This is a genomic window from Luteimonas changyuni (assembly GCF_039548395.1).
In the GTDB taxonomy this organism is placed as follows: Bacteria; Pseudomonadota; Gammaproteobacteria; order Xanthomonadales; family Xanthomonadaceae; genus Luteimonas.
This window is the reverse complement of record NZ_JBCLUZ010000022.1, coordinates 33,938-46,360: the sequence shown is the minus strand read 5'-3', so window position 1 is coordinate 46,360 and position 12,423 is coordinate 33,938. Positions and strand designations below refer to the sequence as shown.

The 12,423-nt window shown below is 71.5% G+C and carries 14 protein-coding genes and 1 other RNA gene; 2 read left to right on the top strand and 13 right to left on the bottom strand.

The genetic code is table 11. The annotated features are described in order from the left end of the window. Positions 1-52 precede the first annotated feature (52 nt). The 3 genes from WCD84_RS09610 to rsmI all read right to left on the bottom strand — a co-directional run bounded on the left by WCD84_RS09610 (position 53) and on the right by rsmI (position 2,279). Entirely contained in the window at positions 53-499 is a 447-nt protein-coding gene (locus WCD84_RS09610; protein ID WP_343254290.1) for a division/cell wall cluster transcriptional repressor MraZ, read from the bottom strand. Between the two features lie 522 nt (positions 500-1,021). Then, positions 1,022-1,387: RNase P RNA component class A (rnpB, locus tag WCD84_RS09605), an RNA gene on the bottom strand. Positions 1,388-1,454: 67 nt separating this feature from the next. Further along, positions 1,455-2,279, bottom strand: a complete 825-nt coding sequence (gene rsmI / locus WCD84_RS09600; protein ID WP_343281233.1) for a 16S rRNA (cytidine(1402)-2'-O)-methyltransferase — start codon at positions 2,277-2,279, stop codon at positions 1,455-1,457. Between the two features lie 57 nt (positions 2,280-2,336). Between rsmI and WCD84_RS09595 the strand changes: the two genes are divergently transcribed. Beyond that, positions 2,337-3,518 (top strand): penicillin-binding protein activator, encoded by a 1,182-nt coding sequence (locus tag WCD84_RS09595; RefSeq protein WP_343281216.1) that lies wholly within the window; start codon positions 2,337-2,339, stop codon positions 3,516-3,518. Further along, positions 3,515-3,886, top strand: coding sequence for a YraN family protein (locus tag WCD84_RS09590; RefSeq protein WP_343254292.1), 372 nt, complete (start codon positions 3,515-3,517; stop codon positions 3,884-3,886). Before WCD84_RS09595 ends, WCD84_RS09590 begins: the two co-directional genes overlap by 4 nt. Positions 3,887-4,047: 161 nt before the next feature. Here the strand turns inward: WCD84_RS09590 and thiL are convergent, their stop codons facing one another. The 10 genes from thiL to WCD84_RS09540 form a co-directional block, all read right to left on the bottom strand. Further along, the gene (gene thiL, locus WCD84_RS09585) at positions 4,048-5,034 is read right to left on the bottom strand and encodes a thiamine-phosphate kinase (RefSeq protein WP_343281215.1); all 987 of its coding nucleotides are present in this window, start codon (positions 5,032-5,034) and stop codon (positions 4,048-4,050) included. Between the two features lie 16 nt (positions 5,035-5,050). Next, entirely contained in the window at positions 5,051-5,530 is a 480-nt protein-coding gene (gene nusB / locus WCD84_RS09580; protein WP_343281214.1) for a transcription antitermination factor NusB, read from the bottom strand. Further along, a complete protein-coding gene (ribH, locus tag WCD84_RS09575) occupies positions 5,527-5,994 on the bottom strand; it encodes a 6,7-dimethyl-8-ribityllumazine synthase (protein WP_343281213.1) in 468 nt (155 codons plus the stop codon). The genes nusB and ribH overlap by 4 nt, the downstream gene beginning before the upstream one ends. Positions 5,995-6,112: 118 nt before the next feature. Further along, positions 6,113-7,222, bottom strand: a complete 1,110-nt coding sequence (gene ribB / locus WCD84_RS09570; RefSeq protein WP_343281212.1) for a 3,4-dihydroxy-2-butanone-4-phosphate synthase — start codon at positions 7,220-7,222, stop codon at positions 6,113-6,115. A 236-nt stretch (positions 7,223-7,458) separates the two neighbouring features. Continuing rightward, complete coding sequence (locus tag WCD84_RS09565) at positions 7,459-8,052, bottom strand: riboflavin synthase (RefSeq protein WP_343281211.1); 594 nt, start codon at positions 8,050-8,052, stop codon at positions 7,459-7,461. 10 nt (positions 8,053-8,062) lie between these two features. Beyond that, positions 8,063-9,181, bottom strand: coding sequence for a bifunctional diaminohydroxyphosphoribosylaminopyrimidine deaminase/5-amino-6-(5-phosphoribosylamino)uracil reductase RibD (gene ribD / locus WCD84_RS09560; protein ID WP_343254298.1), 1,119 nt, complete (start codon positions 9,179-9,181; stop codon positions 8,063-8,065). After that, the gene (locus tag WCD84_RS09555; RefSeq protein WP_343281210.1) at positions 9,181-9,900 is read right to left on the bottom strand and encodes a DUF4272 domain-containing protein; all 720 of its coding nucleotides are present in this window, start codon (positions 9,898-9,900) and stop codon (positions 9,181-9,183) included. The genes ribD and WCD84_RS09555 overlap by 1 nt, the downstream gene beginning before the upstream one ends. 5 nt (positions 9,901-9,905) lie before the next feature. Next, positions 9,906-10,439, bottom strand: a complete 534-nt coding sequence (nrdR, locus tag WCD84_RS09550) for a transcriptional regulator NrdR (protein ID WP_343254300.1) — start codon at positions 10,437-10,439, stop codon at positions 9,906-9,908. Positions 10,440-10,516: 77 nt separating this feature from the next. Beyond that, complete coding sequence (gene glyA, locus WCD84_RS09545) at positions 10,517-11,785, bottom strand: serine hydroxymethyltransferase (protein ID WP_343281209.1); 1,269 nt, start codon at positions 11,783-11,785, stop codon at positions 10,517-10,519. A 128-nt stretch (positions 11,786-11,913) separates the two neighbouring features. Further along, a complete protein-coding gene (locus tag WCD84_RS09540; RefSeq protein WP_343281208.1) occupies positions 11,914-12,399 on the bottom strand; it encodes an RcnB family protein in 486 nt (161 codons plus the stop codon). Between the last annotated feature and the right edge of the window lie 24 nt (positions 12,400-12,423).

Here is a 12,423-nt window from a genome sequence, read left to right as displayed (position 1 = left end):
TGCACAAACAAGACCGGAAGGTGCGCGGAGCGGGCATCCGCGGCACCCGCGGTCACAACTGCAGCCCGACCAGGTCGTCGCCGAAATCGTCGTCGCCCAGGGGCGTCTCGATCTGCGTGCGATGCGCCTGCTCGCTCCAGAGCTCGAACTTGTCGCCCATGCCCAGCAGGACGGCCTTTTTCTCGATGCCGAGCGCGTTGCGCATGCTGGCCGGAATCGGGATCCGGCCGTTGCCGTCGGGCTCGACGATCGCCGCCGCGCCCACCAGCTTCAGCTGCAGGCGGCGGTTGGCTTCCTTCACCCGGGGCAGCGCGTTGACGCCGTCGCGGACCTGGCCCCAGGCGGCATAGGGATAGATGTAGAGCGAACCCTTCTCGAACGGGTTGTAGGTGATGACCAAGCGATTGCCGAATTCGGACGCGACGATCTCCCGGTAGCCGGTCGGAATCGCCAGCCGTCCCTTGTCGTCGATCGTGATGGCGGTTTCGCCCTGCAACACCTTCTGCCACTCCGGTACCCGTCTGCGGCGGGTTTCATGCCTGGAAAAACCACGATATTCCCGGTCTCCCCACACATGGCCACATTAGGAGCGCTCCCCACCCTTGTCAACAGCTTGGGGATGAATTTTCATCAGGCAGGTCAATGACTTGCAGCGAACTTCAGAGACTTGTTCAAGCTTTATCCACAAGCTGCTGTTTAGTCTCAGATTCTGAGAATATGTGATGATCTTCACATGTTTTTCACATGCTGGCCTCAGCGATGCCGGCGTGCTTGCCCGACCCAGCCACCGGCGTGTGCTGGTGACCGCGTGACGCCTGCCGCCGAACGGGGGACAACATCGCGGCGTGGAGAGGCCCGGGCTGGGAGAGGCGCAGCCCCGACGTGGGTGGGAGGCCCTTGTGGCGGAATTCAAGGAGGAGGCGGCCCGCCCGTCCTGGAAGCGCGACGGCAACCGTGCCGCCGGGGGACATCCGCCACAAGGGCCTCCCGCCCACGTCGGGGCGGCCGGAGAAGAAAAAAGTGGCGGAGCCGGCCGATAAGCCGGGTTCTGTCGTGGACAGTCATTCCTCTAGGCGCATCGTCGCCGATACGCTCGAGCAGCCTACCCGGACCCGACGCGGGCAGCGCCATTAGGTCCCTATTTGGCCTTGCTCCCGGTGGGGTTTGCCATGCCGGTCTGTTGCCAGACTCGCGGTGCGCTCTTACCGCACCGTTTCACCCTTGCCACGCATTCCGAAGAACCGTTCGGCGGTCTGCTCTCTGTTGCACTTTCCGTCGGCTCGCGCCGCCCAGGCGTTACCTGGCACCGTGCCCTGTGGAGCCCGGACTTTCCTCGGCACCGGTCCCACCGAAATGGGGCCGATGACGCGACTGTCTGGCCGACTCCGCCGCGTGCATTCTCGCATGCATGACGGCGGTTCTGTGGGGCGACCATGGCCGCGACCGGGTTCGCCTCAGCCCCCGTACAACTCCTTCCTCGGCGCCCCGCTGATTTCCGCGGCCAGCTTCGCCGCGGTCGACGGCGGCAGGTGCGCGGCGAGCTTCGCGTACAGCAGACGGCCCCGCACCACCTTCGCTTCCGCGTCGTCACCAACGCCGCCCACCAGCAGCACGAACTCGCCCTTGCGCTGGTTGGCATCGGCTTCGACAGCGGCCTGCAGTTCGCCCAGGCCGCCGTCGAGCACGGTTTCGAACAGCTTGGTCAGCTCGCGCGCCAGCACCGCGGGGCGTTCGGCGCCGAAAGCCGCCACGCAGTCGCCCAGAGCGTCGACGATGCGGTGCGAGGACTCGTAGAACACCAGGGTGCGCGTTTCTCCGGCCAGCGACGCCAGGCGCTCGCGGCGCGCGGAGGCCTTCGCCGGAAGAAATCCTTCGAAGGTGAAGCGGTCGCTCGGCAGCCCGGCCACGCTCAGCGCGGCGATGATCGCGCTCGGCCCGGGCACGGGGCTGACGCGGATGCCGGCCTCGCGCGCGGCGCCCACCAGGCGGAAGCCCGGATCGCTGACCAGCGGGGTGCCGGCGTCGGAGACCAGGGCCAGCGATTCGCCGGCGGCCAGCCGCGCGACCAGTCGCGCCGCGACCTCGGCCTCGTTGTGCTCGTGCAGGGCGAGCAGCGGGCGGTCGACGCCGAAGTGCGCGAGCAGGCGGCGGGTATGGCGCGTGTCTTCGGCGCAGATCGCATCCACCGCGCGCAGCGTGTCCAGCGCGCGCGGCGACAGGTCGGCGAGGTTTCCGATCGGCGTGGCGACAACGTGGAGGGTTCCGGCGGCGGGCTGCATCGTGTCCCTGCTGGGGTGGCGGTAGAATCCGGGCATTCTCGCAGCCGGAACGCCTTGATGCGCCATCCCTGGAAGCAGGCCCTCGCCGCCACCTTCGCCGCGCTCGTGGTCGCGGGCTGTTCGACCGTGCAGGTCACGCGCCCCACCGCTGTCCCGGACGCCGCGCCTGCGCCGGTGGCGACTGGCCACTGGCAGTTCGATGCCGGCGACCGCCCGCCCGCCGAGCGCGACGGCTACCGCCCGCCGCGCAGGCTCGCGGTGCTGCTGCCGCTGACCGGCAGCCTGGCCACCGCCGCGGGCCCCGTGCGCGACGGCCTGCTGGCCGGCTATTACGGCGAGCACCGGCGACGCCCGGACCTGGAGTTCTACGACACCATGGGCACCGCCTACGGCGCGGTGTCCGCCTACCAGCGTGCGGTCGCCGAGGGCGCCGACCAGGTGGTCGGGCCGCTGGGCCGCGACGAGGTCGACGCGGTGTTCGCGCAGACCACGGCCACCGTGCCGGTGCTGGCGCTGAACCGCGCCGGCGCACCGCCGCTCAACAGCGCCAGCTATGCGCTTGCGCCCGAGGACGAGGGCGTGGCCGCGGCCAACTTCCTTGCCGCGCGCAATGCGCTGCGGGTGCTGGTGCTGAGCTCCGGCGATGACAACGCGCGCCGCAGCATCGATGCGCTCAACGCGCGCCTGCAGGAACTCGGCGGTGGCATGGTGCAGCTACTGACCGTGGTCGGCGACTCGCCACCCGACCTGATCGGCCCGATGCAGGCAGCGCTGCAGCGCGAGGGCGGCGTGGACGCGATCTTCCTCGCCCTGCGCGGGCCGCAGGCGCGGCTGGCCGCGGCCCAGGTGTCGGCCGCCGGTCTCGCCGGGCGCCCGCGCGTGGCGACCTCGCAGCTGCTCTCGGGCACCGGCAAGCCCGACGAGGACGCGGTGCTGGACGGCATCGCCTTCCCGAGCGATGCCTGGAGCGTGTCAGGGGTCCCGGGCCTGCCGCCGGCGCGCACCGTGGCCGACGCCCTGCCCACGGCGCGTGGCCCGGCCGCGCGCCTGTTCGCATTCGGCTATGACGCCTGGCTGCTGTCGGCCTACCTGGGCCACCTGGCAACCAGCTCCGAGGCCTCGGTTTCCAGCGCCAGCGGCGTGCTGCGGATGAGCGCCGAAGGCCACGTGCAGCGCGTGCCGGCCTGGTCGACCTTCAACGGCGGTCATGTGGTGCCGCTGGCGGGCGTCGCGAATTGAGCGAGACCCGGCGCCGCGGCGCCGGAGTCGAGGCCGCCGCGCGCACGCACCTGCTGCGCGCCGGCCTGCACGCGATCGCGGCCAATGCCGGCTACCGGCTGGGCGAGCTCGACCTGGTGATGCGCGACGGCGACACCGTGGTCTTCGTGGAAGTGCGCTATCGCGCCAGCGCCGACTACGGCGGCGGCGCGGAGTCGGTTGACCGCGGCAAGCGCCGGCGCATCGCGCGCGCGGCGCAGCTGTTCCTGCTGCAGCACCCGGCGCTGGCCGAGGACTTCTGCCGCTTCGACGTGATGGATGCCAGCGGCGATCCGGAAGCGCCGGACTTCACCTGGCATCGCGACGCGTTCCGCCTGGACGACGCCTGACGTCGCACGTCTCCCGCAGTCTGTGGGAGCGGCTATAGCCACCCCTGCTGTGGGAGCGGCTATAGCCGCCGCTGCTGTGGGAGCGGCTATAGCCGCGATCCGACCTCGCGACCAGCTGGCAATCGCGGCTATAGCCGCTCCCACAAATTCGTGACGGCGCCCTACAGCGGGCGGGGGGCGGGGGGCGCGGGAGTGGAGAAGTGTTCGTGGCCGGCCTGTGCGGGCTGCCAGATGCGGCCCTCACTGTCGAAGGCCTGCACGCCCTGCCCGGCCACCACCGTGCCGATGCGGGTGACCGTGACGCCGGTGGCCGCGGCGGCTGCGGCGGCGGCAACGGTCGCGTCCTTTGTCGCAGGGACGGTGAAGCATAGTTCGTAGTCGTCGCCGCCCGAAGCCTGCAGCGCGCGCAGCGCGTCGCCATCGAAATGCGGACGCAGCAGGTCAGCGCCCGGCAATGCATCAAGCTCCAGCCGCGCGCCGACACCGCTGGCGGCGCAGACGTGGCCAAGGTCGGCCAGGACGCCGTCGGAGACATCGATGCACGCGCTGGCCACGCCGGCAAGCGCGCGTCCCAGCGCGATCCGGGGGCGCGGTCGCTCCAGGCGCTCGCGCAGCGCGGGATCGATCGCCCGGCCCTCGCGCCACTGCACCAGCGCGCCGGCTGCGCCGCCGAGCGTGCCGCTGACCCAGACCGAATCACCGGCGCGCGCGCCGTCGCGGCGCAGCGCGCGGCCGGGGTCCGCGAAGCCGTGGACGGTGACCGACACCGACAGGGGCCCGCGCGTGGTGTCGCCACCGACCAGGGCCACGCGGTGCTGCCCGGCCAGGGCGAAGAACCCGTCGAGGAAGCCGGCGACCCACGCAGGATCGCCATCCGGAAGCGACAGCGACAGCGTGCACCAGGCGGGCTCGGCGCCCATCGCCGCGAGGTCGGACAGGTTCACCGCCAGCGCTTTCCAGCCCACCTGCCCGGCGGCGGTGCCCGGCGGGAAATGCACGCCGTCGTTGAGCGTATCCATCGCCACCACCAGCTGCATGCCGGGCGGCGGCTGCAGCAGGGCGGCGTCGTCGCCGATGCCCAGGACCACGTCGTCGCGCGCATGCATGGCGCGCGCGCGGATGAGGTCGATCAGCGTGAACTCGGCCATCGCGGTGGCCGCGGGCTCAGCCGCGGCCGGCCCGCACTTCGGCCGCGCGCCACTCCGCCGCGGCGTGGTCGAGCACGCCGTTGACGTAGGTGTGGCCGTGCTCGGAGCCGAAGCGCTTGACCGTCTTCAGGGCCTCGTCGATCACCACCCGGTAGGGCACGTCGATGCGGTGGCGCAGCTCGTAGGCGGAAATGCGCAGCATCGCGCGCTCGATCGGGTCGACTTCGCCGATGGCGCGGTCGAGGAAGGGTTCCAGGGCCGCGTCGAGGTCGCGGCGATGGGTCTCGACGCCGCGCACCAGGTCTTCGAAATACTCGAGGTCGGCGACTTCGTGCGCCTGCTCGTGCGCGAACTGCGCGATCGCGTTGTGCGCGTCCACGCCCGACAGCTGCATCGCATACACCGCCTGCAGGGCGCGCCGGCGCGAGCGCGAACGCCCGACGGTGTCGATGCCGGCGTTGCGGCCACCCGCACCACCGCCACGCTGCGGCCTCATGGCAGCACCCCCAGCAGGCTGGCCATTTCCAGCGCGACCAGGGCACATTCCTCGCCCTTGTTGCCGTGGCTGCCGCCGGCGCGGTTCTCGGCGTCGACCATGTCGTCGACGGCCAGCACGCCGTTGGCCACCGGAACGCCGTGGTCGAGCTGGACGCGCGCCAGGCCCTCGGCGCAGGTATCGGCGACGTGCTCGAAGTGGCGGGTATCGCCGCGGACCACGCAGCCCAGGGCGACCACCGCCGCGTGGCGGCCGTCGCGCGCGAGGCGCGCGGCGACCATCGGGATTTCCCAGGCGCCGGGCACGCGGATGACATCGACCGCGTCGGCGGCCACGCCGTTGCCCTCGAAGGTGGCGCGCGCCGCGGTCACCAGCGCGTCGACGATGCGCGGGTTCCAGCGGCTGGCGATGATCGCGAAGCGCGCGCCTTCGGGCGCGTGCAGGTCGCCTTCGTGATGGGTCATGGCGTGTTCCTTGGACGGATGCGCATTCTAAGGCCTGCGCCGCGGCGCTGCCGGGGAGTGGCACCAGATCGCCGCGTAAGCGCAGCTGCAGGAGCAGCCATAGCTGCTCCTGCTGGAGTCAGGTGGGATCGAGGTATTCGACGACTTCGAGGCCGAAGCCGGCCAGGCCGACCTGCTTGCGGGCGGTGCCCAGCACGCGCAGCTTGCCCAGGCCAAGATCGGCCAGGATCTGGCTGCCGGCGCCGTTGCGGCGCCATTCGACCAGGGCGCCGCCGCGCGTTGTATCCGGTCCGGGCTTGGCGTCCGCAGCCCGCAGGCGCTCCAGCAGCGCGTCCGGCGTCTGGCCGCCATCCAGCAGCACCAGCGCGCCGCGGCCCTCGTTGGCGATCATGGCCAGCACCTCGCCCACCGCGGGACCGAAGTCCGGCCGGCACCAGCGCAGCACGTCGGCCAGGGCGTTGCGCACCTGCACGCGCACCAGGGTCGGGGTGTCGGCGTCGGGCTCGCCGCGGACCAGGGCGAAGTGCAGCGCGTGGCCGAGGCGGTCGTGGTAGGTGTGGAGGCGGAACGGCCCGTGCTCGGTGTCGATGTCGCGGCTGTCCACGCGCTCGACCGTGTGCTCGGTCTCGAGCCGGTGGCGGATCAGCGCCTCGATCGAGCCCATCTTCAGGCCGTGCTCGCGCGCGAACACTTCAAGCTCGGGCCGGCGCGCCATGGTGCCGTCGGGATTGAGGATCTCGACCAGCACGCCGGCGGGCTCCAGGCCAGCCAGCAGCGCCAGGTCGGCGGCCGCTTCTGTATGCCCCGCGCGCGCCAGCACGCCGCCGGGCTGCGCGGTCAGCGGGAAGATGTGGCCCGGCTGCGCCAGGTCCGACGGCGCCGCGTTCGGCCGCACCGCGGTGCGCACGGTGTGCGCCCGGTCGTAGGCCGAGATGCCGGTGGTGACGCCCTCGGCGGCCTCGATCGAGACGGTGAAGTTGGTGTGGTGCGACGAGGTGTTGGACTGCACCATCGGCGGCAGGCCCAGCTGCGCGCAGCGCTCGCGGGTCAGCGACAGGCAGACCAGGCCGCGGGCGTGGGTGACCATGAAATTGATGTCGGCCGGGCGCACGAGCTCGGCGGCCATGATCAGGTCGCCCTCGTTCTCGCGGTCCTCGTCGTCGACGATGACGACCATGCGGCCGGCGCGGAGTTCTTCAAGCAGTTCGGGGATGGGGGCGAAAGGCATGGGACTGCGACCTGGGTTGGGGTTTGCGGGGACTGCGGGGTTTGCGGGGTTTGCGGGGTTTGCGGGGTTTGCGGGGTTTGCGGGGTTTGCGGGATTGGTGGGGCTGGTGGGGCTGGCGAGATGCGGGATTGCGGGGCTGTGGGATTGCGGAAATTGCAGGGGTTGCCGGGATTGCGCGGCCTCGGGGACCGGAGCCTGCCGCTCCCACAGCGGTCGCCCCGGCGGCTGCAGGCGTTTCAGGGGACGCTGCGCAGGCGTTCCAGATAGCGCGCGACGAGGTCGACCTCGAGGTTGACCGGGTCGCCGGGCTTCGCCGACGCGAAGGCCGTGTTGGCGACGGTGTGCGGCACCAGCGCGACCTCGAAGGCGTCCATCCCCGTGGCGTTCACGGTGAGGCTGACGCCATCGACGCAGATCGATCCCTTCTGCGCGACGTACTTCGCCAGCGCCTGCGGCATGGCGAAGCGCCAGCGCTGGGCGCGCGCATCCTCGCGCACCTCGAGCACGCGGCCGACGCCGTCGACGTGGCCGCTGACCAGATGGCCGCCGAGGCGGTCGGTGGGGCGCATGGCGCGCTCGAGGTTCAGCGGCGCGCCCTCACCGAGCCCGCCAAGGGTGGTCAGGGCCAGCGTTTCATTGCTGGCGTCGGCCTCGAAATGGCCGGCGTCGAAGGCGACCACGGTCAGGCAGACGCCGTTGACCGCAACGCTTTCGCCCAGCTTTGCATCGGCGAACGGCAGCGCGCCGACGGCGATCCGCAGGCGGGCGTCGCCGCCGCGTGCTTCGCGCGCGGCCAGGCTGCCGACGGCTTCGATGATTCCTGTGAACACGGCGCTCTCCTCAGCCCGCCGCGCCGGCGTCGACCACCGCGCGCCCGGGGACCAGCCGCAGGCGCAGGTCATCGCCCACGCTGACGTTGTCGACGATCCGCAGCGCCATGCGCTGCGCCATGTCCTGGATCTGCAGGCCGGCGAACAGCGGCCGCGCCTGCGTGCCCAGCAGCACCGGCGCCACGTACAGCAGCACCTCGTCGACCAGGCCCGCGCGCATGAAGGCGCCGGCCAGCGTCGCGCCCGCCTCCACCTGCACCTCGTTGATGCCGCGGTCGGCGAGGACCCGCAGCACCGCTGCGAGATCCAGGGCATTGCCGGCCGCCGGCACCGCGACGCGCTCGCTGCCGAGCTCGCGCGGCGGCTTGGCGTTGGCGGCGTGCACGTACAGCGTGGGCGCGTCGCCCTCGCGGACGCGGCCGCGGGCGATGGTGGCCAGGCCCGGATCGAGCACCACGCGCAGCGGCGGCGCGAATTCGGCGTCGTCGTCCAGGCGCACGGTCAGCTGCGGATCGTCGGCCATCACCGTGCCCGAGCCGGTCAGCAGGGCGCCACTGCGTGCGCGCCAGCGCATCACGTCGCGGCGCGAGGCCTCGCCGCTGATCCACTTGGATTCGCCGCTTTCAAGCGCGGTATGGCCATCAAGGCTCATGGCCAGCTTCACGCGCAGCCAGGGCCGCCCGCGCACCAGGCGCGACACGTAGCCGCGGTTGAGCTCCTGCGCCGCGGCTTCCATCAGCCCGTGTTCGACCTCGATGCCGGCCTGGCGCAGGCGCTCGAAGCCGCTGCCGTCGACCTGCGGGAACGGGTCGCGCATTGCCGCGACCACGCGCGACACGCCGGCCGCGACCAGCGCGTCGGCACAGGGGCCGGTGCGGCCGGTGTGCGCGCAGGGTTCCAGGCTGACGTAGGCGGTGGCACCGCGGGCACGCTCGCCGGCGGCCTCGATCGCGAAGACCTCGGCGTGCGGGCCGCCCGGCCGCTGGTGCCAGCCTTCGCCCACCACCTCGTCGCCCTGCGCCAGCACGCAGCCGACCATGGGGTTGGGGCGCGTGGTCCACGCGCCGCGCTCGGCCAAGCGCAGCGCGCGCGCCATCATCAGATGGTCGATGTCGGAATGGCCCTGCATCAGGTGATGTTCTCCACGCTGGAATAGATGGAATCCGCGCCTGCCAGCCAGTTGGCCGCGCGGTGGCGCTCGGCGGCGATGCTGGTGCAGCGCGCCAGCTGGGCATCGTCGGCACGGTCGATGCGGACGCCGTCGATGGCAAGGTCGTCGTCGACCAGGTCGGCATCGTCGATGTCCAGGCGCGCCCAGCCGCCGTTGGCGACCACGGCGGCGAAGTCCATCGGACCCGGGCGCAGCGAGTACTCGCGCAGCCGCCAGTGCAGCGCGAGCTGGCGGGCGAGGAAGGTGTCGATTTCGCGATCGCCGCGCAGCGCCGCGTCATGCAGCCGTTCCGGCGCGGCGTCATCGAGGAAGCCCAGCCTCCAGGCAACGTCGTCGGGATCGACCATGCGGTCGTGCGGCACCGGCGCATGCCGGTCCAGCGCCCAGGCCAGCACGTGGATGCCTTCGGCACGCCAGCTGGCGTCGACCATCGCGACATCGGACAGGCTGCCCAGCGGCAGATCCACCAGCGCCGCCTCGGCGGGCTCAAGCGCGGCCCGCAGCCCGGTGACGCGCAGCCAGTCGAGCATGCGCCGGTGCATGGCCGCGGCCTCGGGTTCGTCGGCTCGGGGCTCGAGCCCCGCGCGGGCGACGACGCTGGCCAGGGCCAATGCACGGCGCAACACGTCGGTCGCCCGAGGCCTCGGGTAGCGCCCTGGCTCGCCGGGAACGGGCACCGTGCTCAGCGCTTCCGGCCCTTGCCGGATCGGGCGTCGAAAGCCGCCGGTTCGCCGTCGAGGAGCGGCAGCTGGCCCTCGCCGGGCAGGTCGCGCTCCAGGCGGTCAAGCTCGTCGCGGAAATCGGCCACGTCCTGGAACGAGCGGTAGACCGACGCGAAGCGCACGTAGGCGACGTGGTCGATCTTGCGGAGCTCTGCCATCACGAACTCGCCCACGCGGCGGGACGCGAGCTCGCGCTCGGTGGTCATGCGCAACTGGTGGATCACCGCGCGTACCGCCGATTCGATCTGTTCTTCGGTCACCGCGCGCTTGTGCACGGCGCGGTCGAAGCTCTGCCGCAGCTTGCGCGCATCGAAGTGTTCGCGGCGGCCGTCGGTCTTGATGATCGCCGGCAGCTTGAGTTCGATCGTCTCCATGGTGGAGAACCGCTCGCCGCAGGCCTCGCATTCGCGCCTGCGGCGGATGGTCGCGCCATCGTCGCTCACCCGCGAGTCGATGACCCGGGTATCCACGTGCTGGCAGAAGGGGCAATGCATCGCTTCGCGGCGGCGTCAGGCGGCGTGACCGACGCCGGCCGCGGCCGCCGGCATCGCGAGTTCCGCCTGCGCGGCCATCAGCCGTACACCGGCAGCCGACGGCACTGTGCTTGCACCTTGGCACGCACGGCCTCGATCACCGCGTCGTCGCCGGGCGCGTCAAGCACGTCGCAGATCCAGCCGGCGAGCTCGGTGCAGTCTGCTTCGGTGTAGCCGCGCGTGGTCACCGCCGGGGTGCCCAGGCGCAGGCCCGAGGTCACGAAGGGCTTCTGCGGGTCGTTGGGAACGGCGTTCTTGTTGACGGTGATGTGGGCGCGGCCCAGCGCCTCTTCGGCGGCCTTGCCGGTCACGCCCTTGCCGATCATGTCGACCAGCATCAGGTGGTTCATCGTGCCGCCGGAGACGATCTTGTAGCCGCGGTCGATGATCACCTTCGCCATCGCCTGCGCGTTCTTCACCACCTGCTGCTGGTAGGCCTTGAACTCCGGCTCCAGCGCTTCCTTGAAGGCCACGGCCTTGGCCGCGATCACGTGCATCAACGGGCCGCCCTGGATGCCGGGGAACACGATCGACTGCAGCTTCTTGATGGTGTCGTCGGCGCCCTCGCCCATGGCCTTGCGGCTGGCGACGATGATGCCGCCGCGCGGGCCGCGCAGGGTCTTGTGGGTGGTGGAGGTCACCACGTGCGCGTGCGGCACCGGGTTCGGATACACGCCTGCCGCGATCAGGCCGGCGACGTGCGCCATGTCCACGAACAGGATCGCGCCGACCCTGTCGGCGATGGCGCGGAAGCGCGCCCAGTCGATTTCCTGCGAATAGGCGCTGAAACCGCCCACCAGCATCTTCGGCCTGTGCTCGACCGCCAGGCGCTCGACTTCGTCGTAATCGATCAGGCCCCTGTCGTCGACGCCGTACTGCACGGCGTTGAACAGCTTGCCGCTGATGTTGACCTTGGCGCCGTGGGTCAGGTGGCCGCCGTGGGCGAGCGACATGCCGAGGATGGTGTCACCGGGCTTGAGCAGGGCCAGGTACACGGCCTGGTTGGCCTGCGAGCCGGAATGCGGCTGCACGTTGGCGTAGTCGGCGCCGAAGAGCGCTTTCACGCGGTCGATGGCCAGCTGCTCGGCGACGTCGACATGCTCGCAGCCGCCGTAATAGCGCTTGCCCGGATAGCCTTCCGCGTATTTGTTGGTGAGCTGGCTGCCCTGGGCCTCCATGACCCGGGGGCTGGCGTAGTTTTCGCTGGCGATCAGCTCGACGTGGTCTTCCTGGCGCCGGTTTTCGGCGGCGATGGCCGCGGCCAGTTCGGGGTCGTAACCTTCGATACGTGCGTCGCGAGGGAACATCGTGCGCTCCAATGGCCGGAAAGGCCGCCATTGTAGCTCCCCCACCCCCCGGGAAAGGCCCCGGGGCCAGCGCGGGAGCGGCCATGGCCGTGACGCTCTGTTGCAGGCCCGGCCGCTCCCCTGGAGCCTCAGCGCCCGGTGATGACGTCGGCGATGATCCCGGTGGCGATCGCCACGAGCAGGAAGTCACCGGCATCGCTGCGGCGCCAATGGTGGCCGCGCGGCGGCTGGCGCAGGCCGTAGTGGCCGTACTGGTTGACGACGTAGGTCGGCGCATAGCCGGAGTGGCCGTAATGGCGGCCGCGCGCCCACGGCGGCGGTCCGCGATGGCCACGCGATTGGTGCACGACCAGCGGCCGCGGCACGTAGACGACGCGGGTATCACGACGGTCATGGCGGCGGTCGTGCCCGCGGGCATGGCGGCGGTCGCGGCGGTCGTACCGGTCATTGCCGCGCGAGCGGCTGTCGCCGCGCCAGTCGCGCTGGACATGGCCACGGTCGTTTCCGCGATCATGGCCGCGGCGATGGTTGTCGCGGGCCTCGGCGGGCAGTGCGAACGCGAAGGCCATCGCCAGGGTGGCGGCGGCGAGTGCAAGGCGGCTGGCGGACATCATGGTGCGGGCTCCCGGCGGTGGACT

Coding starts and splice junctions, on each gene's coding strand:
- nrdR (WP_343254300.1), bottom strand. CDS start 10,439: ATGCATTGCCCCTTCTGCCAGCACGTGGATACCCGGGTCATCGACTCG.
- ribB (WP_343281212.1), bottom strand. CDS start 7,222: ATGCCTTTCGCCCCCATCCCCGAACTGCTTGAAGAACTCCGCGCCGGC.
- rsmI (WP_343281233.1), bottom strand. CDS start 2,279: ATGCAGCCCGCCGCCGGAACCCTCCACGTTGTCGCCACGCCGATCGGA.
- glyA (WP_343281209.1), bottom strand. CDS start 11,785: ATGTTCCCTCGCGACGCACGTATCGAAGGTTACGACCCCGAACTGGCC.
- WCD84_RS09540 (WP_343281208.1), bottom strand. CDS start 12,399: ATGATGTCCGCCAGCCGCCTTGCACTCGCCGCCGCCACCCTGGCGATG.
- ribH (WP_343281213.1), bottom strand. CDS start 5,994: ATGACCCATCACGAAGGCGACCTGCACGCGCCCGAAGGCGCGCGCTTC.
- ribD (WP_343254298.1), bottom strand. CDS start 9,181: ATGCAGGGCCATTCCGACATCGACCATCTGATGATGGCGCGCGCGCTG.
- nusB (WP_343281214.1), bottom strand. CDS start 5,530: ATGAGGCCGCAGCGTGGCGGTGGTGCGGGTGGCCGCAACGCCGGCATC.
- WCD84_RS09595 (WP_343281216.1), top strand. CDS start 2,337: ATGCGCCATCCCTGGAAGCAGGCCCTCGCCGCCACCTTCGCCGCGCTC.
- thiL (WP_343281215.1), bottom strand. CDS start 5,034: ATGGCCGAGTTCACGCTGATCGACCTCATCCGCGCGCGCGCCATGCAT.